Consider the following 24,187-nt stretch of genomic DNA (forward strand, 5'->3'; position numbering starts at 1 on the left):
AAGAAGTGGTCATCCACATGACCCCACGTACCCACAACTAGTACAGTAATCACAGCCATCTTTCTTGATCATGGCATGAGCCCCACAATCTGGGCATTTTTTGCCAGCCATAACACTTCCTACTGTGCTTTTCTGTGGATCGATTTCACCAATCGCAAAATCTTCAGCCGACTTGAACTCGGCAATTCCTCTTTTAGCCAAAATATTTTCGATCGCAAAAGCAACAGCAGCTACTTCGGAGTCATGCCACATTGGTGCTAACGCACCATCTTGCTTTTTCTTAGTACCTAAGCGCACAGGTCCTCTATCCCAAGCTACTTTTTTCATATCGCTTAGCGCTCTGGCTAAAAATCCCCCACGAGCCGCCAAGGAAAGCATCCGCATACTAGAAGTAATCCACTGTTGCGATTCACCGCTTTGACCTACAGGCATAAAAAATTCAATAGCCCGCTCAACGCTCGCTTTTTTACCGTCCACTAAACCTTCAACAGCCAAGAACGAAATAACAAGATAAAGCGTCTTTTTACCCTCTTGTGTCCAATAGGTAATTTTTTCAGCAACCGCTGGCAACTCCCCGTCTGGGCGTCGATCGATTACTTTTCGAGATGGGTTGCTACGCAATTCATCCACATCCATGGCTGGCAAATCATTTTCCGTAGAAGATGGAGTCACCTGCAAAACGGAACCCAAAATATTATTGGGTCTATAGGTAGCCAATCCCTTTAGATGGGATTTCCAAGCGGTGATGTACAGATCTTTAAATTTTTCATAAGGATAATCTGCGGGGACATTCACTGTTTTGGAGATTGCAGTATCAATATATGGCTGGACAGCTTCCATCATTAATATATGATCTTCGGCAGACATTTCCAGTGCAGTAACAAAATAATCTGGAAGATTATTCACATCCCCACCTAAATCACGGTACACCCGCCAAGCATGATCCTCTACCGCGTACTCTTTAGTAGTGCCATCGGCCTCTCTCTTTTTGCGGGTATAGGTCCACGAAAACGGTGGCTCAATGCCATTGGATGCGTTATCAGCAAATGCCAAGCTAACTGTTCCTGTGGGGGCTATAGAAAGTAAGTGGCTATTACGAATTCCATGCTTTCGAATATCTGCCTTTAAAACATCGTTCAAGCGACTCGCAAAATTGCTACCGGAAAGGTATTGATCAACGTCCAAATCAGGAAATGGACCTTTTTCTTTTGCTAATTCAACTGAAGCGCTATAGGCAATATCACGAAGCTTCTCAGCGATCTCCGCTGCTTTAATACGTGCTGCTGCGCTATTGTAGGAAAGCTTTAACATGATTAAAGCATCGCCAAGCCCAGTAAAACCAACACCAATACGCCTTTTTGCGCGAGCCTCTAATCCTTGCTCACCTAGTGGCCAATACGTAGCATCTAACACGTTATCTAACATGCGTACTTGTACTTTGACAACTTGAGCAAATCGCTCAAAGTCAAAATAAGGCTCGCCATCAAAACCAAAGGGATGGACAACAAACTTTGGCAGAATGATTGGCCCGAGATCGCAGCAACCGTAGGGAGGTAATGGTTGTTCGCCACAGGGGTTAGTAGCATCAATCCGCTCACAATAGTACAAGTTGTTATCGCGATTGATATTATCTAAAAATAGAATGCCAGGCTCTGCAAAGTCATAAGCAGATTGCATTACCGCATCCCAAATCTCTCTTGCTCTTACCTTTCTGTATACCCAGAACCGATCTGTTCTTTGATATGCTCCCGCAGCTATTAGCGCCTCACATGGCTTAGCTTTATGACAAAGCTCGAGCTCTCCATCAGAGCCAACTAATTTCATAAACTCATCAGAAACTCCAACAGAGACATTAAAGTTATTCCAGCGTCCAGGCGTTCTCTTGGCGGTAATAAATTCCAATACATCGGGATGATCAATGCGCAATACACCCATCTGCGCGCCTCTGCGTGCGCCAGCACTCTCTACGGTTGAGCAAGACTGATCAAAGACATTGATATAACTGCATGGCCCAGAGGCGATCGAAGCCGTTCCCTTTACCTCAGCGCCTTTAGGACGAATTCTGGAAAAGTCATAGCCAACACCCCCGCCACGACGCATCGTTTCTGCAGCCTGCTTTAAAGCTTCATAAATTCCTGGATACCCATCTTCATCGGAATCCTGAATGCAATCCCCAACCGGCTGCACAAAGCAATTAATCAAGGTTGCTTTAATGCTTGTCCCGGCTGAACTCATAATGCGCCCAGCTCCAATCGCGCCAGCATAAAAATTATCTAAAAATTGCTTTTCTACTGCATCTTGAATTTCGGGATCTTCAACTTCTGCCAGGCTTTTTGCGACTCTCTTAAAAATCGTATCTGCGTCAGTCTCTCCGCTTTTTAAATATTTTTCTGCTAATACATCAACGCTAATTGGCTGCATAACCATATTCGATTGGCTCCACATCAGATAAAAGTCTTGTAATTAAATCGATTACTGGGCGAATTTGAGTGCCAAATGGCAATGCACCTGCGCCTCTAAAAAAAAGTCCTTTTTGAACGCTACCCACCAATGCGCTTCCTAGAACTTTGTCAATGCAAAATTGACCCCACGAACTATTCCCATCCCTTAAACCACAGTCATGCAGGCAATCAAATACCATTGTGCAGCGTGGTTTTTTACGGGCCGTTTCTTGGAGAACACTCTCTACTTTGAGATATTTGCCAAGCCATGGAGTCTTCACTGCTCGGGCTGGTAGGCCTGCGACACTTAAGAACTCTACGATGTCTTCTTTTTTCGCGTTAGCCAAGACATGCTTAAATGCATCGTCAGCGTCACCTTCAGTAGTAACGGCAAAGGCGGTACCCAACTGCACTGCTGATGCACCCAAAGCCTGAAGCCTCTTAATATCCTCAAGACTTGAAATGCCTCCAGCAGCGATTAAAGGAATCTTTCCTACAATTCCAGCTTCTTCAAAAAATTTGAGTATCTCTGGGATAACATTTTCAAAATCAAATTTAGTGTTATGAATATCTGTAACACTTGATGCTCCAACATGCCCGCCAGCTAAACGGGGATTTTCAATCACAATGGCATCTGGCAAGCGACCTTTTTTCATCCACTTCTTGACTAATAATTGAACACCTCTAGCTTCAGAAAGAATGGGGATTAAAAGTGCATCTGGATAATCCGCTGCTAAATCCGGTAAATCCAGCGGCAATCCAGCGCCAACCACAATGATGTCAGCGCCGTTTTCTAAAGAACATCTTACATATTGAGCATATTCGTTGACGGCTTTCATCACATTGACGGCGATAAGACCGAATCCACCAGCATCTTTCTTGGCCTGAAGAATCTCACGCCTCAAAGCCTCTATATTTGCCGCATTGATTGCCTCTCGACTTTCAGAACACGGCTTGAGATGCTGGGTTTGCTCCATTAAATCAGGATGTAGACGCCTCAAATCAATCGACGAAATCGTTCCTACACCACCGGCTTTCGCCACAGCACCAGCTAAACGATGAGCCGATACTCCAACGCCCATACCACCTTGCACTATAGGCAATATGTTTTTCCCTTTTATCACCAAGGGAGACACGCCACTCTTAGAAAGCAACTCCATAACGTCAGTCGGAATTAATGTTGTCATTGAATTACCTAAGTAGTGTTGTGGCTATTGCTTAGCCAGGCTGCCCATCTAATCGAGGTTTTGTTAACCAAGGAAAATATTTAAGCAAATACAAAATAAATGCTGTACACCAGCAAATTCCAGCCCAGCCAAGAGCGGAGTGAAACCATGTTCCACTGAAGGCATGAGCCAACATCCAAAATATTGCTGTAGCTTGTACCAATGTATAAGCAAGCGTTTCGATTACACCTGCAATTAATGGGCGGCCGGTATGCCCCATTGCAGTGCGCGTAATCATTCCAATGATGAGCCCTGCGGTTGCGCCAATCCCAAATGCATGCACTGGTATGTAAATCGTTACAAAACCTAATGCAGAGAGCCCCAAGAGAATAAAGCCAAGTGGAATCCATAAATATGCAGCATGCAAAACCAATACGATTGGTTTAGAAACTGTTGCAAGGGGATTCCAGCCCCACAACATCTTTAATTGAATCAGACCGGTAAATAGACAAACTATCGCAGTCAAATAACTTGCTGGAAAAAAAATCCACAGCAAGAGAGATGCGCCACAACAAGCAAGTACTAAGGTTGCTAAGTTTTTATTACGAATTTGCTTTATCCCAAAAAATGCGTTAGCCGTAAAACTTGGTATAACTCTGCCCCCAATCATGATCTCAATCATCACAATCAAAAACAAAGAAATAATCAAGACTTTATTGGCATCAATTCGAATTCGATTATTTGCTGATAGATAGAACACGGCATTTAAAACACCTAGTACACTCAAAATGAATGGGAGAAATAGGTTTCTATACATGCGCTGATGCAAAATCAACCTGCCAATAGCAATCGCAATTGCAGGTAAAAATAAAACATCTACAACTGCTAGGTAGGGACTCAATAATGGCCCGACTCTTCCAGCAATCCAAAGCAAAACCAATAACATTAATGACTTGCCAGTTGGAGTATCCAAGCCCGTCCAAGCTCTCACTGCCGTAAGCGCAAAACCAGCTACAACCGTAGCAGCAAAACCAAAAATCATTTCATGTGCGTGCCACTGAATGCCGGGTATTGCACTACTTCCCCTGAAGCTATAGCCGCTTAACTCGCATAACCACTCAGCCACAGCAATCACAGACCAAAGAGCCGCTAGCAAATAGAATGGCCTAAAGCCAAGGGCAAATAAAGGCATTGTCTTTTTGGACATATCAACTAGGCTTAAGACTTCGCCTCTAAATCCGCAATGCGTTTCTTTAAAGCCCGATCATTTTGAAAGCGCTCAGTATCATCCCTCACCACGGCCGCAATGCCAGTCACTTTGCCAGAGGCATCAGTCAGCATTGCTACGGTAAAGGCAATAGACAAAGGTTTACCTTCTTTATGCAAAGCGGGTACCGTTAATAAAGTTGTGCCGTAACGGGTAGTTCCTGTATCCATTGATTTTTTATAGCCATCCCAGTGACGCTCCCTAAAACGCTCAGGTGTAATGATGTCCAGGCTTTTCCCCAAAGCTTCACTAGAGCTATATCCAAAAATACGCTCTGCTGCTGCATTCCAAAAAACAATATCTCCTTTGGCATCAGAAATTACCACCCCATCACCCATGACATTTGCTAGCTGTTCAAAATTCACCTGATTTGACATACAAACCTCTATCTAAAAATTACAAATTTGGAACATTTTCCTAATAATGGGTAGGGTTTGATATAGCCCAATAGAACTATGTAACAAAGTAAGGTTTCTAATGGATCATCAAAACACCCCTTCTTTTGCGATAGATCAAATGCCATTTCAGCTAATTGGAATTTAATAAACGCATCATGCAAAAGAAGTTTCCAATCAATCCACCACACCCCGAACGTGTTTGCTGGGGATGCGAGAGATACTGCCCATCGAACTCCATGGCTTGTGGAAATGGCTCAGATAGAGCCCAACATCCGTATGAATTATTTGGTGAAGGATGGGAAACGTGGGGCATGGATAATCGAGACTTACTAAAGAACCCACAATAGCTCCATGAACGACTTAACTATCGCAAGGGCAATACATATTCTTAGCGTAGTGATTTGGATGGGTGGCGTTACATTTGTGACGCTAGTGCTCATACCGACTCTGAGACGATCCTCGTTTCACGTCGATCAACTGGCTATTTTTAATGTCGTTGAAAATCAATTTGCCAATATCGCCAGAGTAATGGTCTTGTTGGCAGGCATTAGTGGGTTCTATATGACCTATAGATTAAATGCTTGGAACCGCTTTACAGAAATTCAATATTTCTGGATGCATGCCATGGTTTTTGTATGGACACTCTTCTTTCTTGCCCTTTTTATAGTTGAACCATTTTTCTTAAAAGAGCATGGAAAGATGGTCAAGAATGGGCACAACATCACCAACTTACAAAAAACTCAAATTGTGCATGCAATTATTTTGCTATTAAGTCTAGTCACAATAATTGTCTCCGTTCTAGGTGCTCACGGATTTTTTTATTAAAAAATATCCGCCTATGAGCGGATATAAACCATATAACAGTATCGAGGAGACCAGTTAATCCTACTCCTGATATTTAGATGAAACAAGGATTACTTAAAGTAACGCCCATAAGACAAAACCCCCACCATTGCTGATGAGGGTTTGCTTTTCTGGTGGGCCCACCAGGACTTGAACCTGGGACCAAAGGATTATGAGTCCTCTGCTCTAACCAACTGAGCTATAGGCCCGTTAGTCTTTGGATCAATCTTCCTCGAGGAAGGTTTTGAGTTTGTCGCTACGGCTTGGGTGACGCATCTTTCTTAGAGCCTTCGCTTCAATCTGACGAATACGCTCACGGGTAACGTCAAACTGTTTACCAACTTCTTCAAGAGTATGGTCTGTACTCATCTCCACACCGAAACGCATACGCAATACTTTTGCTTCACGCGGTGTCAAAGAATCTAGAACATCTTTAACAACATCACGCATAGAGTCATGCAATGCCGCTTCAGCTGGAGCTAATGTATTGCCATCCTCAATGAAGTCGCCTAGATGAGAATCTTCATCGTCACCAATTGGTGTCTCCATAGAGATTGGCTCTTTTGCAATCTTCATGATCTTGCGAATCTTGTCCTCAGGAATCTCCATCTTCAAGGCCAAGGTTGCAGCATCAGGCTCATGACCAGTTTCTTGCAAGATTTGACGGCTAATGCGGTTCATCTTGTTGATTGTTTCAATCATGTGAACAGGAATACGAATCGTACGTGCTTGGTCAGCAATCGAACGTGTAATCGCTTGACGAATCCACCAAGTTGCATAGGTAGAGAACTTATAACCACGACGATATTCAAACTTATCTACCGCTTTCATCAAACCAATATTGCCCTCTTGAATCAGATCCAAGAATTGCAAGCCACGGTTGGTGTACTTTTTAGCAATCGAAATAACCAAACGTAAGTTGGCTACCGTCATTTCACGTTTTGCTTCACGAGCACGCTTCTCGCCAGCGATCATCTGCTTGTTAACTTCTTTTAATTCTGGCAGCGGAATAACGACATTCTTTTGAATATCAATTAACTTTTGCTGGAGTTCTTGAATAGCAGGAACATTACGCTGCAAGAGTGCGCTGTAAGGCTTGTTCTCTTTTAGCAACTTATCTGTCCATTCTAGGTTCATTGACATCTTAGGGAAGTCTTTTAATACTTCACCACGATTCACGCCTACTTTGTCTACCAAGAGACTGACGATGCCGCGCTCAAGCTTCCAAACTTGATCAACCTGTGAGCGCATAGTGTCACACAGCTTTTCAACACTCTTTGCAGTTAAGCGGAAACCGAGCAATTCTGCACGGATTGCGTCTTGGGCTTTAATGTATGCAGGGCAGTTATAACCGTCTTTATCAAAGGCGCGACGCATCTTGTCGGCTTGCGCACGAACAATCGCAAACTTCTCCAAGGAAATCTGCTTCAACTCTTCCAATTGCTTAGCGTTTGCTGTTGCGGCGCCACCACCACCGCCACCGCCTTCGTCATCTCCATCATCTTCTTCATCATCAGCGTCTGGATCAACCTCAGACTCTTCAGGCCCAAGCTTGATATCTTCTGCATTTGGATCAACTAAGCCATCAACAAACTGATCGATCTCAATCTCACCGCTAGCGATCTTATCGACATTACTCAAAATCTCAGCAATAGTCACCGGGCAAGCAGCCAAAGCCATAACCATGTCTTTGAGACCTGCCTCAATCTTCTTAGCAATCACGATCTCGCCTTCGCGAGTCAACAGATCTACTGTGCCCATCTCACGCATGTACATGCGAACTGGATCAGTAGTGCGACCGAATTCTGAATCAACTGTTGATAGAGCGGCTTCTGCCTCTTCCTCTGCCTCTTCTTCAGAGGCAGCTGCGGCTGTGTTGTCAGAAAGAATTAATGTTTCCGCATCAGGCGCTTGTTCATAAACAGTAATACCGATGTCATTGAGCAAGCTAATCAAAGTCTCTAATGCATCAGCATCAGACAACTCATCGGACATAACGTCATTCATCTCACCATGGGTTAAATAACCCTTGGACATACCCATCTTGATCAATGTCTTCAAGCGAGCGCGACGCAGCTCTTGCTGTTCTTCTGTGCCTAGTTGTTGTGCAGCAAATTCTTTTAGGAGCGCTTTCTCTTTGGCTTTACGCTCACGGGCTTTTTGGCGATCAGTTAAAACTGGCTCTGCATTTTCTGCAGGCGCATCTGCCTTTGCCTTACGACCGCGCTTCTTTTCTTCCTCAACTACCGGAACTTCAAGCACAGCCGCTTTGGCTTTTTTGTCTTTAACTTCTTTAGCTGCATTAGTTTCTTTTGCTAGCTCAGCCTTTGGTGTTGTTGCAGCTTTGCCCTTTTTTACTGGTTCAACCTTGACTTCAGCCTTCGCAGGCTTTGCAGTTACTTTTGTAGTGGGCTTAGCAGCGGCTTTAACTGGCTTAGTAGCAGCCTTTACCGGCTTAGCTGGTGCTTTTGCTTTTGGGGCAGGTTTTGCAACTGCTTTAACAGGCTTAGCGGGAGCTTTTGGGGCTGGTTTAGCTGGTGCCTTAGCTTTAGGTGCTGGCTTAGCCGGTGCTTTTGCCTTAGGAGCAGGCTTAGCTGGTGCTTTTGCTTTTGGGGCAGGTTTTGCAACTGCTTTAACTGGTTTCGCAGGTGTTTTTGCCTTGACTGCAGGTTTTGCTGCTGCTTTAACTGGTTTCGCAGGTGTTTTTGCTTTTGGAGCTGGTTTTTTGGTCTTGGTATTCGGCATTTATTAGCACTTACTCACATTACTGTTATTGATATCGACTGATTAAACACAGCCCCCGTAGTAATTCACTCACTTACTTACCCACTTACCCCAAATTTCTTCAAAATAAAGCGCAAGTGGCTGAATTAAATCGGTTTTTTCTTGGGAACAGAGGATTATAGTCGATTGCGACTTTTTTACCCTCTCCCCATTAAAAATATGGGGAAATTTCAGTCAATTTCTAGGGGTGTTTTCAGGAATTTTTACGAGAATTTCAGCTTTTCGCCTAACTCCCGATAGCGCGCCCGATCCTGATCGGTTGCGGTGCTAGCCGCAATTTTTTGAGCAATTTCTGTCATTTCTTGCTTAAGGTGAGCTAGCTCAAGCTTTTTCATTGCCCCGTCAAGGTCAGCAGTAGCCCCCTCCAACTCCACATCCGACCCCATCACCCGATTTCTCAATACCTCATACAAAGGGGCAAGCTCACTGCGGGAGAGTTGATCTTGGAACATGGCAAACGCTCCTGCGCCAATTGTCACCGTCTTGCCATCCTCACCCAGAATTGGTTCCACTAAATCACACTGAGAAAAAAGATCTTTCATCAAGGCATGGGCTTTTTGAGATCTTTGCTCCGCCGCTTTTAATGCGAGAGAACGCTTGTTGGCATCCAATGCTTTACCTAAATGTGGAAATTGAATAATGACTCGCAAGATTTGTTCCGCCAGATCAGTTGGCGCTTTGGGTGGTTCAATATTTTGCGTGGCAACTCGCTTTGCAGATCCTTTGGAGGCCTGCCAAGGAGCACCTTGGCGATTTCCGTTACTAGAAAAATGATTCTGATTGTTTTGATTAACTTGAGTCGGCTGATAAGTTGTTTGACGCACTGGTGCTGGCACCACGGTTAGACCACAGAATGCCTCAAGTTCCGCAGGTGCAGTATTAGTGCGAATAGCAAGCTCGCGCAAAATTTGAGTGCGCAAAGCAATTGGCGGCATCGAGAGTAAAAGTGGTTTAGCGGCATGATGCGTCTGGGCTCGGCCCTCCGGAGTGGTTAACTCATGATTCTCACTTGCCACCTTAAAAAAGAAGCTAGAAATAGACAGCGCTTCTTTGATCGCCTTTTCAAAGGCAGGTGCGCCATAAGCACGAACGTAACTATCGGGATCGTGTTCTGTTGGCAAAAATAAGAAGCGGATTTCTTTATCGTCCGACATTAAAGGCAGGCATGCCTCTAATGCACGCTGTGCTGCTCGTTGACCAGCGGCATCACCATCGAAAGAGAACACTACTTTATCGGTTTGCCTTAAGAGCATACGCACATGGTTCGCAGTACACGCTGTACCCAAAGTTGCAACCGCATTTGGAAATCCCAATTGAGCTAATGCAACAACATCCATGTAGCCTTCGCAAACTAGAACATATTCTTGCGCGCGAATCGCTTGTCTTGCCTCAAATAATCCATAGAGAGTATTGCCCTTAGAGAACAAGGGAGTCTCTGGAGAATTTAAATACTTAGGCTCTCCTTGATCCAAAATCCGACCACCAAAGCCAATAGTTTGTCCTTTAGGATTGCGAATGGGAAACATGATGCGATCGCGAAATCGATCGTAGCGTTTAACAGGCTGACCACTTTCAGAAGTTTCGCCCTGAATGAGTAAACCACCCTCGATTAAGGTCTTAGCCACATCATCATTGGAGTAAGAACCAAAAACAGTTTCAAGACCTTGCCAGCCGTCAGGCGCATAGCCGAGAGCATAACGCTTAGCAATTTCACCTGTCAGCCCACGTCCTTTGAGATACTCAACCGCTCTAGCGCTACCTTTAAGTTGCGTGCGATACCAATCGGCAGCAGCATTCATCACTTCGCTTAGCGCCATGGCTTGCTGCTGACGGGCGATGTCATTTGCTGTGCGCTCTTCACGAGGCACTTCTAGACCTGCTGAACGCGCAAGATCTTCTATCGCATCTACATAACCTAGGCCTGAGTATTCCATTAAGAAACTAATGGCGGATCCATGCGCACCACATCCAAAGCAATGATAGAACTGCTTAGTTGGCGATACCGAAAACGAAGGTGACTTCTCTGAATGAAAGGGGCACAAACCTTGAAAATTTGCACCCGCTTTTTTTAACTTCACATGTTGCCCAACCACATCAACGATATCAACCCGATTTAATAGATCGGCAATAAAGGATTGTGGAATGAGTGCCATATGGCTAGCAGTATGAGACTGTTTTACTTAGCAATAAACAGAGGAGGCTTCGTATTACTTTGCCAGTGCAGCTTTAACCAAGCCCGAGACCTTACCCATGTCAGCCTTACCAGCCAACTGACCTTTGAGAACGCCAATGACTTTACCCATATCTTGTGGGCCAGTCGCTCCTGTTGAGCTAACTGCAGCAGCCACTGCAGCCTCAACTTCCGTATCAGATAATTGGGCGGGCAAATAGGTTTGCAGAATCGCCATCTCAGCCGCTTCAACAGCCACCAAATCATCACGACCCGCTTTCTCAAACTGAGAGATGGAGTCTTTACGTTGCTTAATCATTTTTTCAACAGTCGCGATCACACCTGCATCATCGACCACGATACGCTCATCAACTTCACGTTGTTTAATTGCCGCCAATAAAAGACGAATAGTTCCCAAGCGCTCAGTTTCTTTTGCGCGCATTGCGTTTTTCATATCTTCGGTAATTTGATCTTTAAGGCTCATGACTTTATTCCTGGTGTTGAATATATCTAGTGATGTTTGGTAACTCAAAAAGCAAAAACCCGCTGCGTTTCACCGTCAGCGGGTTTCAAAGCTTCTCGGTGAAGAGAGCTTCTAAATTCTATTAGTAAAGCTTCTTAGGCAACATTTGGCTGCGAATGCGCTTGTAGTGACGCTTTGCAGCAGCAGCCTTTTTACGCTTACGCTCAGCCGTTGGCTTCTCGTAGAACTCGCGCGCGCGCAAGTCTGTCAAAAGGCCATTCTTTTCAATGGTGCGCTTGAAACGGCGCAATGCCACTTCAAATGGTTCGTTTTCGCGGAGGCGGACTGTAGTCATACTGGTTTAACTCGTATATGCTCGAAAAATATCGAAAAATTAACTGAATTGCGATTCTAGCACGACCACGACAAAAAATGATTGTTTTAGGAATAGAAACTTCTTGTGATGAAACCGGGGTGGCTTTATACAACACCAAACCCTGGGAAGAGGGTAAACCTGCGTTCCAGGGCATTCTAGGACAGGGTTTGCACTCCCAGATAGCCATGCACCGGGACTATGGGGGCGTTGTGCCGGAATTAGCCTCCCGTGACCATATTCGTCGAGTTTTACCCCTTTTAGACCAATCTTTAGCCCAATCTGGACTCAAATTAGCCGACATTGATGCCGTGGCATTTACACAAGGGCCTGGGTTGGCGGGTGCCCTCCTTGTTGGGAGTGCTTTTGCGAAATCGCTCGCCCAAGGCCTAAATTTGCCTTCCATTGGGGTTCACCACCTCGAAGGGCATCTACTTTCTCCGCTTTTAGGCCAAACCGCCCCCCAATTTCCATTTATCGCCCTCCTAGTGTCTGGTGGGCATACTCAGCTCATGAAAGTCTCAGGCATTGGCCAATATGAGCTACTTGGGGAGACTTTGGATGATGCTGCGGGCGAAGCGTTTGATAAGACAGCCAAATTACTCGGACTCGACTACCCAGGTGGTGCAGCAATCTCCAAACTGGCAGAACAAGGGCGTCCAGAAATTTTTGATCTCCCAAAACCCATGTTGCATTCTGGTGATTTAGATTTCTCTTTCTCCGGCTTAAAAACCGCAGCGCTCAATCAAACCAAAAAGTTTGCCGAAAAAAATATTGCAGATGCTCATGAAATCGCACAATTTCATGCAGACCTTGCTCGAAGTTTTGTTGACTCTATAGTCGCTGTATTGGTCAGCAAATCTGAAAAAGCGCTTAAGCAAACTGGTTGCAAACACCTAGTGCTCGCAGGAGGTGTTGGCGCTAATTTGCAATTGCGCAAGGCACTCAATGACAAAGCAAAACGGAATAGTTTTGAAGTGCATTACCCACCGCTTGAGTTATGCACTGACAATGGCGTGATGATTGCATTTGCTGGCGCCCTACGAATGCTAGCTCAAAATAATGGCTCCACAACATCTGGAGCCTTTGATATCAAACCCCGCTGGGATTTACAAAGCAACAATCTAAGGTAATTGAATATCTACTGATTAGCTTATTGAGAATTTTTATCTAAGCTGATGCGAGCAAATGCACTGTGATTGTGAATCGACTCAAAATTCTCAGCCTCAACAACAAAAGAATGAATACGCTGATCCGCCTTGAGTTTGCCAGCAACGTCGCGCACTAAGTCTTCAACAAACTTGGGGTTGCTATAAGAACGCTCAGTAACCCATTTTTCGTCTGGACGCTTAAGCAAACCCCACAATTCACTAGAGGCTTCACTCTCAGCGGCAGTAATTAAATCCTCTACTGTCATTTTGGTTTCAGCATCCAAGACCACCGACATAGTCACATGGGAGCGCTGATTATGTGCGCCAAAATCTGAAATTTCTTTTGAGCATGGACATAAACTCATGACGGGAACTTGCGCACGTAAACCCAACTTGATGTCGGCGCTACCAGAAGTATTTTGCTTTGCAGTAGCCATCCAGGTCACTTCATAATCCATCAAACTTTCTACGCCGGATACAGGCGCAGCTTTTTTAACAAAGTGTGTATATGTAAATTGCACATGCCCTTCTGTGGCATCAAGCAATGGCAACATCTCACGCACCATAGCTACTACTGAAGTGCTATCAACCGCAACATCTTGCTTCTGCAATAAAGACATGAAGCGCGACATGTGAGTACCTTTCACATGCGCAGGTAGAGCAACATCCATCTCAAACAGACCTACTGAAGGAAAGTTGCCAGTCTTGCTACGAATCAAGAGGGGATGCCGTACGCCACGAATACCTACCTGCTCAATTGGCAATGCGCGCTCATCCAAAGTGGATTGCACATCTGGCATGGCGCTTGCTTTTAAAAAGGCGGGATTCATATCATTCATGGCTCTATTTTCAGGCAAAACAAGCTTATTTGCCTGCTAGCACCGAATTTGTGGCATTTACGGCCGGAAAACGCTGTTTTATGGACATAGCAATACCCTCTACATCCAAGCCACACTTAGTCATTAACAAGTTGTAGTCGCCGTGCTCAATGAACTGATCAGGAAGACCTAACTGCAAGAGGGGTTTGTTAATGCCAAGCTTAGAAAGGGCCTCCAAACAAGCACTACCAGCGCCACCAGCAATAGCACCATCCTCAATGGTCACAAAATAATCATGATCTGCCGATAAAGATTGAATTAAATCAATATCGAGTGGCTTAACAAAACGCATATTCGCGACGGTGGCGTCAATCATTTCAGCGACTTCAAGTGCTGGGTAGAGCAAAGTGCCAAAAGAAAGAATTGCTAAACGCTGTCCTACTGGAGCGCTAGATTTGCGACGAATCTCACCTTTACCCAAGGGAACAGTTCTCAGCTCTTTAGATGGAATAGTTCCTATACCTGAGCCGCGAGGATAGCGAACTGCACTTGGATGCGGTTGATGAAAGGCTGTAGTTAACAAATCACGGCACTCTGCTTCATCTGCTGGCGTTAAGACCAACATATTGGGAATGCAGCGTAAGAATGGAATGTCATATGCGCCGGCATGAGTAGCGCCGTCAGCACCAACCAGACCAGCACGATCAAGCGCAAACAATACAGGCAAATCTTGTAGGGCTACATCATGAATGAGCTGATCATATCCGCGCTGCAAGAAAGTGGAATATATCGCTACTACTGGCTTCATTCCCTCGCACGCCATACCCGCTGCAAATGTCACTGCATGCTGCTCAGCAATGCCAACATCGTAGTAACGCTTTGGGAAATTCTTTTCAAACTCAACCAAGCCAGAACCTTCTCGCATAGCAGGAGTAATGCCGATGAGGGCCGGGTCAGCATGCGCCATGTCACACAACCACTCACCAAATACTTGTGTGAAGGTTTTCTTACTGGCGGTGGATTTTTTGACGCCCTCTTCAGGATTAAATTTACTTGGTCCGTGATACAGCACTGGGTCAGCCTCGGCCAACTCATAGCCTTGACCCTTCTTGGTAACAACATGCAAGAACTGCGGGCCGCGCCCTTCAAGAGCCAAGCGGCGCACATTCTGCAACATTGGAATCAATGCATCTAAGTCATGACCATCGATCGGACCAAAGTAATTAAAACCAAATTCTTGAAAAATCGTCGATGGAGAAACCATGCCTTTGGCATGATCTTCAAGGCGCTTAGCGAATTCGCGTAATGGCGGCGCTATCGACAAAACACTATCAATACCTTTTTTAGTCGCCGAGTAAATATTACCGCTCAGTAATCTAGCTAAGTGACGATTGAGAGCGCCGACCGCTGGCGAGATCGACATATCGTTGTCATTCAAAACAACAATCAAGGGTAGATCGTCATACACACCTGCGTTATTCATCGCCTCAAAAGCCTGCCCTCCAGTCATCGCACTATCACCAATGACCGCTACAGCCACATGACGCTCGCCTTTGGTTTGAAATGCGCGCGCCATTCCCATTGCAGCAGAAATGCTAGTTGATGAATGTCCAGTACCAAATGCATCAAACTCACTTTCAGAGCGATGCGGAAATCCAGAGAGGCCTTTATGCTGACGCAAAGTATTCATACGCTCACGTCGACCAGTCAGAATTTTGTGCGGATAACTTTGGTGTCCCACATCCCACACTATTCGATCATCAGGGGTATCAAATACATAATGCAATGCGATCGATAGCTCCACGGTTCCTAAGTTGGATGATAGATGGCCGCCGGTTTTGGATACTGAATCTAAAACAAACTCACGCAATTGATCAGCCAAAGCAGGAAGCTCTTCGCGCGAAAGTTTTTTGAGATCAGCTGGGGAGTTGATGGAATGTAAAGTCATCGAATCTAAATAATCTGTACTAATTTATCTCTCTTGTGTCTTTCTTATTTGCCGCGATTAACAACTAAGAGAGCCAAATCTTTTAATGCTTGGGCTTGCTCGCCAAATCCATCCAAACTCGCAATAGCGGTTTCTTGAAGCTCTTTGGCTTGTTTCTGTGCATAGTCTAAACCCATCAAGGTGACATAGGTTGGCTTGTCGTTAGCGGCGTCTTTACCTGCCGTCTTGCCGAGGGTTTGACTATCAGCGGTAGCATCTAGGACATCATCCACAATCTGAAATGCCAAACCTAGAGCTTTTGAATAGCGCTCAAGCTGCTCCATTTGCGAGTTTTGTAGTTGCGCAGCAATGCCACCCAACTCCACTGCACACGACAACAAAGCACCAGTCTTCATGGCATGCATTTGTTTTAAACCGGCAAGATCTAGTTTTTTACCAACGCTCTCAAGGTCAATCGCCTGCCCGCCAGCCATTCCACGTGATCCTGAGGCGGCAGCTAAAGCACTAATCATCCGCAATCGAACCTCAGCATCACCATGAACATTCGCTAGAAGTTCAAAGGCACGTGTTTGTAGGGCATCTCCAACCAAAAGTGCTGTGGCTTCATCAAAAGCCTTATGAACCGTAGGACGACCGCGACGCAAGTCATCATCATCCATACAAGGCAAATCATCGTGAACTAGCGAGTAAGCATGAATACACTCAATCGCTACTGCCGCTGCATCCAAAATCTCTGCGTTTTCTGCTTCCACGCCCTTACCAAGTTGCCCTGCGGCATACACCAATAATGGGCGAATGCGCTTGCCACCACCTTGGGCCGCATAACGCATAGCCTCATGCAGTCGTTGCGGAACAGTGCTCTCGGAATCGAGCAAGCACTCTAAGGCTCGTTCAGTTCGCTCAGAGTGAGCATTAACCCATTCTTGAAATTGAAAAGCTGTGGTCATTAGGCCTCAAATACTCGAACCTGTTGCTCTACCTGAGCCAACATACCTTGGCAGTGTTTTAGTAAAGCTGCCCCGCGTTGATAAGCCAGCAAAGTCTCCTCCAAGGAGAATTTGCCTGATTCCATATCGGAAATTAGCTTTTCTAGCTCTTTTACAGCTTCTTCATAGCGTAATTCGGGGTCAATTTGGACCTCGAGACCGGGTTTTGGACCCTCAGACTTTTTGGCTGGCATAAGCGGTTTCCTTCCTAATTCCTATACGGATAGCCCTACATCTTAAAGCGAGAAGGCATTTGGATGGGTATAATCCACCCCTTCCTTTCCAATATCGATTCGTCGATGGTTGGATTGGTTATTCCGCTTAGCTTCGGCTGACGTTTTCGGGGGTGGGGAGAATGACTAATCTGGCTACCGCGCAGAAGCTTGCGCCGTCCAATCTACAACTGCCGGTTTCGGCATATTTTGACGCTGACTTGTATCAGCGGGAAATTGAACTGCTTTTTAAGCAGGGGCCCGGCTATGTCGGCCATGAACTCATGGTGCCTGAAATAGGCTGTTATCAAACCCTGAGCGCAGAAAACGAAGGTCGGATTCTGGTACGCAATGAATCTGGCATAGAACTACTTTCAAATGTTTGTCGTCATCGTCAAGCGCTAATGCTCAATGGCAGGGGCAAAGCACACAATATTGTTTGTCCATTACATCGCTGGACCTATGACTTAAGTGGCACTTTGTTGGGAGCCCCGCATTTTGAAGATAAGCCTTGTCTCAATTTAGGCAAGTCTCCTTTGCAGAATTGGCAAGGACTTTTGTTTGAGGGTCCACGAGATGTGCGTTCTGATCTTGCCAAGCTAGGTGTTGCAGATGATCTGAAGTTTGATGGTTATGTTTTGGACCATGTAGAAGTACATGATTGCAATTACAACTGGAAAACATTCATTGAGGTTTACCTCGAGGACTATCATGTTGTCCCCTTTCATCCAGGTCTTGGCAAGTTTGTTTCTTGCGAAGATTTACGTTGGGAATTTGGTGATTGGCATAGCGTACAAACAGTAGGCATTCATAAAGATTTGCAAACACCAGGTTCGCCAACTTATCGAAATTGGCATGAAGCAGTATTGCGTCAATTTGACGGCAAAGCCCCACGCCACGGCGCTATCTGGCTAACCTACTATCCTAATGTCATGGTGGAATGGTATCCAGGTGTTCTCTGTGTATCCACATTGCACCCGATGGGACCTGGTAAGACTCGCAATATTGTGGAGTTCTACTATCCGGAAGAAATCGCATTATTCGAACGCGAGTTTGTCGAAGCAGAGCGCGCGGCTTACATGGAAACCTGCATCGAAGATGATGAAATTGGCGAACGCATGGATCAAGGGCGTGCCGCTCTGCTTGCACGCGGCATTAATGAAGTCGGACCATATCAAAGTCCCATGGAAGATGGCATGCAACATTTTCATGAATGGTATCGTCGTGTCATGAACTATGAAGGCGCATAATTCAAAGAATTTGATAGTTTTGACTTAATACAATCGTCACTCAAAATAGGAAGCATCATGACTCCTCTAATCTCAGCAAACCAATTAGAAGAAATCCTAAATAGTGGCGAGAATGTATTGTTGTGTGATTGTCGCTTTGATTTAGCAGACCCTCTTAGCGGTAAAAAGTCCTACGAAGAAAGTCACATCCCCGGTGCAATCTATGTCGATCTCGATAAAGATCTATCAGGCATCAAAACTGGATTAAATGGAAGACACCCTCTTCCAAGCCCCGAAGCATGGGCACAAACCAAAACACGTCTTGGCATCAGCCCCAACACCTTAGTTGTAGCTTATGACAAACAAGGCTCCGTATACGCCAGTCGCTTATGGTGGATGCTTAAAGCCACAGGACACGCCAATGTTCGTGTTCTAGATGGTGGTTTAGACGCTTGGAATGGTCCAATGGGCACTATTCCAAGAGCGCCAGCCCCTTGCACCCAAGCCGTTGGAGTGATGCCTTATGCAGGATTGGTGCTTGTAGAAGAAGTGCTTGGCAATCTTCAAACAAAGAAAAGCAAGGTTATTGATGCTCGCGCTGACGATCGCTTTCATGGTCAAAATGAAACGCTTGATCCTGTCGGGGGTCATATACCTGGCGCACTAAATCGTTTCTTTAAAAATAATCTCAATGCAACCGCATTTAAAACTCCAGAACAATTATTCAAAGAGTTTTCAGACTTTCTTGGTCCAATTAAAGCTTCTGAGGTAATACATCAATGCGGATCTGGGGTGACTGCATGCCACAACCTTCTTGCTATGGAGGTTGCTGGATTTAAAGGCTCTCGTCTTTATGCAGGAAGTTGGAGTGAATGGTGCGCGGACCCCGCCAGACCAGTTGAACTCTAAGTATCTTTTTAATGCAAGAGCGATAGGAGTACAACAAATCCTACGCCACAAGCAATCAACACAGTTTGACGCAAAGATTCAGCCCAGTGTGGGCGACGATGCATTTGCGGAATCAAATCACTCACAGCAATGTAAATAAAACTACTTGAGGCGATGACCAGCAAGTAAGGCATCGCAGCATGCGCCCGCTCCAAGAAGAAGTACGCCAATACGCCACCAACCACCGCCGATAAGCCGCAGATAAAGTTATATAAAAGAGCTCGGGCACGGGAGAAGCCAGCATTAAGCAAGACGATAAAGTCGCCGATCTCTTGCGGAATCTCATGGGCAATAATCGCAATCGCTGTGAAGATACCCACTTGATAGTCAGCCATAAATGCTGCAGCTATCAAAATGCCATCCACAAAGTTATGAAGGCCATCGCCAACCAAAATCATCCAACCACTTCGTCCAGCATTCTCTGCATCATGTCCATGGTGATGGTGATGTCCATCACCCTCATGATGATGATCATGGCGCAAGAGGGCAATTTTTTCGAGCAAGAAAAAACCTAAAAGCCCGCCAAGTAAAGTTGCAAACAAAAGCTGAGGTTTTACCCCTTCCATGCTAAAGGCCTCTGGAAGGGAATGGAGCAGGGCTGTAGACAACAAAATGCCAACAGACAAGCTCACCATATTGTTGACCATCTTAGAAAGCATGGCTAAGGAGCAGCTCGCAGCAACCAATACGCTAGCAGTACCCGCTAACGCAGTAACCAAGAGAATGCTTTGCAATACTGACATCGCTTTTATGCCACCCCGAATTTCTTAAACCAAGCAAGGCATTTTTCCCAACCATCCTTTGCTGGACCCTCCCGATAAGAAGCGCGATAGTCTGCATGGAATGCGTGTGGCGCGTCAGGATATACCTCAAACTGACACGCTTTTGCAGCTGGATTTTGGGGAGCCGCTTTCGCTAAAGCAGCACGCATTTGGTCGACGCTTTCTAGGGAAATACCAGTGTCTGCGGCGCCATATAAGCCCAGCACAGGAGCCTTTAAATCGGCCGCTATATCGACTGGATGGCGTGGACTATTCTCCGTCTTTTCACCAATGAGGCGACCGTACCACGCAACCCCAGCACGCACTTGAGGCAAAGTTGCAGATAGCCAGGTAATGCGGCCACCCCAACAGAAACCAGTGACGCCAACCCTTTTGAGATCGCCGCCATTTTTCCCAGCCCAAACTAAAGCAGCTTGTAAATCATTTAAAACTTGTGAGTCAGGCGTTTTAGCAACGATATTTTGTTGAATCTCAGCGATCGTTCCATAAGCATTTGGATCGCCTGCGCGGGTAAAAAATTCTGGAGCGATAGCAAGATAGCCTAATTTTGCAAAACGTCTGGTGACATCAGCAATATATTCATGAACACCAAAAATTTCACTCACCACAATAACGATAGGCAAAGATCCTTTGGCATTTTCTGGGCGTGAAACATACGCTGGCAATTGAAAGCTGCCAACTGGAATCATTTGCTCGCCAGCCTTAAGCCCTTTGAAATCGGTCTCAATAGCAGCAGCCATTACTGGCTCTGAGGCTGCAACCAATCCAACCCCTATAGCAGTAGCTCCTAGCGCAGACGACTTAATAAAATTGCGTCGGCTATTTTGAATATTTTTACTCATTATTTTGTCTCCTGGCTTGGATTTAACATTGAATTCCTAATGCGCCTCTTCCCAATTATCTCCAATCCCAATACTTACCATCAAAGGCACCTTCAGTTGAGCGACATGGCACATCAATTCTGGTAATTTGCTCTGTAGCAGCTCGATCTCATCCATGGGAACGTCGAACACCAATTCATCATGCACTTGCAACAGCATTTTTGTTTTTAATTGCTCTTTTTCTAGCCAATTTTCGACTGCAATCATGGCCAACTTAATCAGATCCGCTGCAGTGCCCTGCATGGGGGCATTAATCGCTGCACGCTCTGCTCCTTGGCGACGAGGGCCATTAGAACCCTTAATCTCAGGCAACCAAAGACGTCTTCCAAAAACCGTCTCTACATAACCATTCTCCCGAGCCTCGAGACGAGTGCGCTCCATATATTGAGCAACCCCAGGATAGCGATCAAAATACTTGGCGATGTAATTTTGTGCAGCCGATCTTTCAATCCCCAAATTACCTGCCAAGCCAAAAGCACTCATGCCATATATAAGACCGAAGTTGATCACTTTGGCATAACGACGTTGCTCAGAATTAACGTCTTCGAGAGGAACACCAAAAATTTCTGCAGCGGTTGCTTGGTGGACATCTTTACCCTCTTTAAAGGCCGCCAGAAGATTTTCATCCTCGGCAATATGCGCCATGATGCGTAGTTCAATTTGCGAATAGTCAGCCGACAATAATTTACAACCTTCAGCTGGAATAAATGCCTCCCGAATACGCCTACCCTCCTCTGTGCGCACCGGAATATTTTGCAGATTTGGATCGCTTGATGCTAACCGTCCTGTAACTGCGGTAGCCTGAGAAAAGTTAGTATGAATGCGTCCAGTCTTTGGATCAGCCATACGAGGCAACTTCTCGATATAAGTAGACATGAGCTTTGCCAAGCTACGATAGTCCAGAATTCTTGCTGGAAGTGGATAGTCTTCAGCCAGCTTTTGCAAAACCTCTTCATCAGTAGACGGTGCTCCAGAGGGTGTCTTTTTAATTACTGGTAATTCAAGTCGTCCAAATAATATTTCCGCAATCTGCTTCGGCGACTGAATATTAAATGGCTGGCCCGCAAGTTGATGTATCTCACCCTCAAGTTCTAAGAGACGCTTACCTACTTGCTGACCTTGTTTAGCCAACAAAGCAGAATCAATCCGAATCCCATTCCGCTCCATGATGCCTAGGACACGCATAGCAGGCATCTCTACTTGTTTATAGATATAAAGTAAGCCTGGACTTTCCTGAATCTGTGGCCATAGCTCACGATGGAGACGCAAAGTAATGTCCGCATCTTCCGCTGCGTAGTCAGTCGCGATTTTCAAATCAACCTGATCAAAACCAATTTGATGAACGCCTTTGCCACAAACCTCTTCATAGCGAATGGTTTTCATTCCTAAATGACGTTCAGCCAAGCTATCCATATTGTGAGGAAGATGCGACTCAAGCACATAAGATTCCAGCAGCGTATCAAATGCAACGCCTTGTAATGTGATGCCGTAGTTTGCAAAAATGTGTGTGTCGTACTTGAGGTTTTGACCTACTTTTAATTTCGAAGCGCTTTCTAACCAAGGCTTCAATTTATTGAGCACTTCATCACGATCTAATTGCACCTCACCATTGCGATGTGCAACTGGAATGTAACAAGCTTCGCCTGGTTTTACAGACAGAGAAATACCAACCAATTCAGCAGCCAGCGCATCCAAGCTAGTTGTCTCTGTATCTACTGCAGTTAATTCGGCAGTCTCAATTTTTTTCAGCCATTTATCTAAACCAGCCTCATCGGTAACACACTCATAAATACGCTCAATCGCACCTTGCAAATCTGTTGTGTCTTGCGATAACGCCTTGGTGGGAGCGCTTGCAATCACACGCAATTGCTTGGAATCCGCTTCTTCAGTAGCACTGGTGATTGGACTACCCGCTAAATCAAACTCCTGCGACTCTGAAGTATTGCTTTCTGAAGCAGATAGTTGTCTCTCCACGTCGCGTAACCAAGTTTTAAATGCATAACGCTCAAACAATTCACGCAATAAAGGTGCATCTTCAGATTTGGCATGCAAGTCATCCAATCCAGGAAGGTGTGGCGATAAATCACAATCGGTTTTTACAGTGATGAGTTGGCGAGCTTGCGGTAACCAATCTAGGGAAGCGCGAAGATTTTCTCCAACCACCCCCTTCACCTGATCGGCGTTTGCCATCAAATTATCCAAGTCACCGAATTCAGCCAACCATTTATTTGCAGTTTTGGGCCCTGCTTTTGGTACACCAGGTACGTTATCAACCGCATCACCAATGATCGATAAGTAATCCACTATGAGTTCAGGAGGAACGCCAAACTTTTCTTTTACACCCTCGATGTCTAACTTTTCATTCGTCATCGTATTGATGAGAGTGACTGATGAATTCACCAATTGGGCTAAATCTTTATCACCAGTGGAAATGATGGTCTCCCATCCAGCTTGGGTCGCCTGACAAGCCAAGGTTCCGATCACATCATCCGCCTCAACCCCCGAAACCATCAAAACTGGCCAACCCAAAGCCTTGACCATGGCATGAATAGGCTCTATTTGTTTAACCAAATCTTCAGGCATTGGTGAGCGATGGGCCTTGTATTCGGGGTACATTTCATCTCGAAAAGTCTTGCCCTTAGCATCAAAAACACAGGCTATATGGTCCGCTTTGAGCTCAGATCTAGCCCTGCGCATCATGTTCACCATGCCATATATGGCCCCAGTAGGCTCTCCAGCCCCATTTCTGAGGTCTGGCATGGCGTGGAAGGCGCGGTAGAGGTAGCTAGAGCCATCTACCAACAAGAGTCTATGTTTAGTCATACCGCAATCGTACAATCTAGTTGTGAACTGCCTACAGGTCTGGTTAAGGAACCACCCGAGAGTAGGTTTAAAAAGGTGAAAAAATGCATTATTTAACGAACTTAATTAGCCACTCCATGAGTTATAGCCTAGTACTCACGAGTTTTTTTGTGGTTTTTGGTCTATTTGGAACTATCTCAGCACAAGCTCAGAATAACAGCCAAGCCCTCAGTCCAGCGGAATTAAACCGCATTAATAATCAGCCTCTTGCGCCCGCGGTGAGCGCTTCTGGCGTCATGAGCTCCCCTGAAGCCCGTAAGCCTAACTATCAGTACAGAGATAAAAACGGCACGACAGTTACCGAATATAAAGATGCCAATTCCCCAACTCAAGTGGATGTTAGAACTCCATACACCAGTTACGAGATGGCCCCACCTACATCAGTCATGCCAGGACCTCCAAAAGAAACTGATCTGATTAGCGTTCCTAGCATTAGCATTCCCATCAGATAAGGGTTCTCATCTC

The 24,187-nt window shown here is 45.5% G+C and carries 21 protein-coding genes and 1 tRNA gene; 6 read left to right on the forward strand and 16 right to left on the reverse strand.

The annotated features are described in order from the left end of the window. Nucleotides 1–9: 9 nt before the first annotated feature. Genes FD973_RS09115 through FD973_RS09130 form a run of 4 tightly spaced genes read right to left on the reverse strand, consistent with a single transcriptional unit; the run spans nucleotide 10 to nucleotide 5,251 of the window. Nucleotides 10–2,427, reverse strand: a complete 2,418-nt coding sequence (locus tag FD973_RS09115) for an adenosylcobalamin-dependent ribonucleoside-diphosphate reductase (protein ID WP_251368765.1) — start codon at nucleotides 2,425–2,427, stop codon at nucleotides 10–12. After that, on the reverse strand, nucleotides 2,408–3,628 hold the full coding sequence (locus FD973_RS09120) for a nitronate monooxygenase family protein (protein ID WP_215323088.1): 1,221 nt from the start codon (nucleotides 3,626–3,628) through the stop codon (nucleotides 2,408–2,410). The genes FD973_RS09115 and FD973_RS09120 overlap by 20 nt, the downstream gene beginning before the upstream one ends. 31 nt (nucleotides 3,629–3,659) lie before the next feature. Then, entirely contained in the window at nucleotides 3,660–4,814 is a 1,155-nt protein-coding gene (locus FD973_RS09125; RefSeq protein ID WP_215323094.1) for an NnrS family protein, read from the reverse strand. Nucleotides 4,815–4,825: 11 nt separating this feature from the next. Beyond that, nucleotides 4,826–5,251 (reverse strand): PAS domain-containing protein, encoded by a 426-nt coding sequence (locus tag FD973_RS09130; protein WP_215323096.1) that lies wholly within the window; start codon nucleotides 5,249–5,251, stop codon nucleotides 4,826–4,828. Between the two features lie 176 nt (nucleotides 5,252–5,427). On the opposite strand from FD973_RS09130, the gene FD973_RS09135 reads away from it, so the two are divergent. Continuing rightward, nucleotides 5,428–5,619 carry a DUF3079 domain-containing protein gene (locus tag FD973_RS09135; RefSeq protein WP_215323104.1) on the forward strand — a complete coding sequence of 64 codons (192 nt, stop codon included), beginning with the start codon at nucleotides 5,428–5,430 and terminating at the stop codon, nucleotides 5,617–5,619. 4 nt (nucleotides 5,620–5,623) lie between these two features. Then, on the forward strand, nucleotides 5,624–6,097 hold the full coding sequence (locus FD973_RS09140; protein WP_215323107.1) for a hypothetical protein: 474 nt from the start codon (nucleotides 5,624–5,626) through the stop codon (nucleotides 6,095–6,097). A 150-nt stretch (nucleotides 6,098–6,247) separates the two neighbouring features. On the opposite strand, the gene FD973_RS09145 is transcribed toward FD973_RS09140, so the two are convergent. The 5 genes from FD973_RS09145 to rpsU form a co-directional block, all read right to left on the reverse strand. Continuing rightward, nucleotides 6,248–6,324: transfer RNA gene (locus FD973_RS09145), tRNA-Ile, on the reverse strand. Nucleotides 6,325–6,337: 13 nt separating this feature from the next. Then, nucleotides 6,338–8,860: an RNA polymerase sigma factor RpoD gene (gene rpoD / locus FD973_RS09150; protein WP_215323109.1), complete on the reverse strand. Its 2,523-nt coding sequence runs from the start codon at nucleotides 8,858–8,860 to the stop codon at nucleotides 6,338–6,340. A 242-nt stretch (nucleotides 8,861–9,102) separates the two neighbouring features. Next, nucleotides 9,103–11,052 carry a DNA primase gene (gene dnaG, locus FD973_RS09155; RefSeq protein WP_215323111.1) on the reverse strand — a complete coding sequence of 650 codons (1,950 nt, stop codon included), beginning with the start codon at nucleotides 11,050–11,052 and terminating at the stop codon, nucleotides 9,103–9,105. A gap of 54 nt (nucleotides 11,053–11,106) precedes the next feature. Beyond that, the gene (locus FD973_RS09160; RefSeq protein ID WP_215323112.1) at nucleotides 11,107–11,553 is read right to left on the reverse strand and encodes a GatB/YqeY domain-containing protein; all 447 of its coding nucleotides are present in this window, start codon (nucleotides 11,551–11,553) and stop codon (nucleotides 11,107–11,109) included. Between the two features lie 121 nt (nucleotides 11,554–11,674). Continuing rightward, nucleotides 11,675–11,887 (reverse strand): 30S ribosomal protein S21, encoded by a 213-nt coding sequence (rpsU, locus tag FD973_RS09165; protein WP_011903537.1) that lies wholly within the window; start codon nucleotides 11,885–11,887, stop codon nucleotides 11,675–11,677. Between the two features lie 77 nt (nucleotides 11,888–11,964). Between rpsU and tsaD the strand changes: the two genes are divergently transcribed. After that, entirely contained in the window at nucleotides 11,965–13,038 is a 1,074-nt protein-coding gene (gene tsaD / locus FD973_RS09170) for a tRNA (adenosine(37)-N6)-threonylcarbamoyltransferase complex transferase subunit TsaD (RefSeq protein ID WP_215323113.1), read from the forward strand. A gap of 20 nt (nucleotides 13,039–13,058) precedes the next feature. Here tsaD and folE2 read toward each other — a convergent pair whose 3' ends face one another. Genes folE2 through xseB form a run of 4 tightly spaced genes read right to left on the reverse strand, consistent with a single transcriptional unit; the run spans nucleotide 13,059 to nucleotide 17,002 of the window. After that, nucleotides 13,059–13,895 (reverse strand): GTP cyclohydrolase FolE2, encoded by an 837-nt coding sequence (gene folE2 / locus FD973_RS09175; protein WP_215323114.1) that lies wholly within the window; start codon nucleotides 13,893–13,895, stop codon nucleotides 13,059–13,061. A 25-nt stretch (nucleotides 13,896–13,920) separates the two neighbouring features. Beyond that, nucleotides 13,921–15,822 carry a 1-deoxy-D-xylulose-5-phosphate synthase gene (dxs, locus tag FD973_RS09180; RefSeq protein ID WP_215323116.1) on the reverse strand — a complete coding sequence of 634 codons (1,902 nt, stop codon included), beginning with the start codon at nucleotides 15,820–15,822 and terminating at the stop codon, nucleotides 13,921–13,923. A 44-nt stretch (nucleotides 15,823–15,866) separates the two neighbouring features. Then, nucleotides 15,867–16,769, reverse strand: a complete 903-nt coding sequence (locus tag FD973_RS09185; protein ID WP_215323119.1) for a polyprenyl synthetase family protein — start codon at nucleotides 16,767–16,769, stop codon at nucleotides 15,867–15,869. Then, nucleotides 16,769–17,002 (reverse strand): exodeoxyribonuclease VII small subunit, encoded by a 234-nt coding sequence (gene xseB, locus FD973_RS09190; protein WP_215323121.1) that lies wholly within the window; start codon nucleotides 17,000–17,002, stop codon nucleotides 16,769–16,771. The genes FD973_RS09185 and xseB overlap by 1 nt, the downstream gene beginning before the upstream one ends. Before the next feature lie 161 nt (nucleotides 17,003–17,163). Here xseB and FD973_RS09195 point away from each other — a divergent pair, with 161 nt between their 5' ends. Continuing rightward, the gene (locus tag FD973_RS09195) at nucleotides 17,164–18,270 is read left to right on the forward strand and encodes an SRPBCC family protein (RefSeq protein ID WP_215323122.1); all 1,107 of its coding nucleotides are present in this window, start codon (nucleotides 17,164–17,166) and stop codon (nucleotides 18,268–18,270) included. A 57-nt stretch (nucleotides 18,271–18,327) separates the two neighbouring features. Then, nucleotides 18,328–19,158: a sulfurtransferase gene (locus tag FD973_RS09200; RefSeq protein ID WP_215323123.1), complete on the forward strand. Its 831-nt coding sequence runs from the start codon at nucleotides 18,328–18,330 to the stop codon at nucleotides 19,156–19,158. 8 nt (nucleotides 19,159–19,166) lie between these two features. On the opposite strand, the gene FD973_RS09205 is transcribed toward FD973_RS09200, so the two are convergent. Genes FD973_RS09205 through polA form a run of 3 tightly spaced genes read right to left on the reverse strand, consistent with a single transcriptional unit; the run spans nucleotide 19,167 to nucleotide 23,683 of the window. Continuing rightward, a complete protein-coding gene (locus FD973_RS09205; RefSeq protein WP_215323124.1) occupies nucleotides 19,167–19,940 on the reverse strand; it encodes a ZIP family metal transporter in 774 nt (257 codons plus the stop codon). Between the two features lie 5 nt (nucleotides 19,941–19,945). Beyond that, a complete protein-coding gene (locus FD973_RS09210; RefSeq protein ID WP_215323125.1) occupies nucleotides 19,946–20,821 on the reverse strand; it encodes a dienelactone hydrolase family protein in 876 nt (291 codons plus the stop codon). 36 nt (nucleotides 20,822–20,857) lie between these two features. Beyond that, a complete protein-coding gene (gene polA, locus FD973_RS09215) occupies nucleotides 20,858–23,683 on the reverse strand; it encodes a DNA polymerase I (protein WP_215323126.1) in 2,826 nt (941 codons plus the stop codon). Between the two features lie 83 nt (nucleotides 23,684–23,766). Between polA and FD973_RS09220 the strand changes: the two genes are divergently transcribed. Further along, nucleotides 23,767–24,174: a hypothetical protein gene (locus tag FD973_RS09220; RefSeq protein WP_215323127.1), complete on the forward strand. Its 408-nt coding sequence runs from the start codon at nucleotides 23,767–23,769 to the stop codon at nucleotides 24,172–24,174. Nucleotides 24,175–24,187 lie beyond the last annotated feature (13 nt).

The sequence above is a fragment of the Polynucleobacter sp. MWH-Braz-FAM2G genome (assembly GCF_018687635.1).
Taxonomy (GTDB): Bacteria; Pseudomonadota; Gammaproteobacteria; order Burkholderiales; family Burkholderiaceae; genus Polynucleobacter.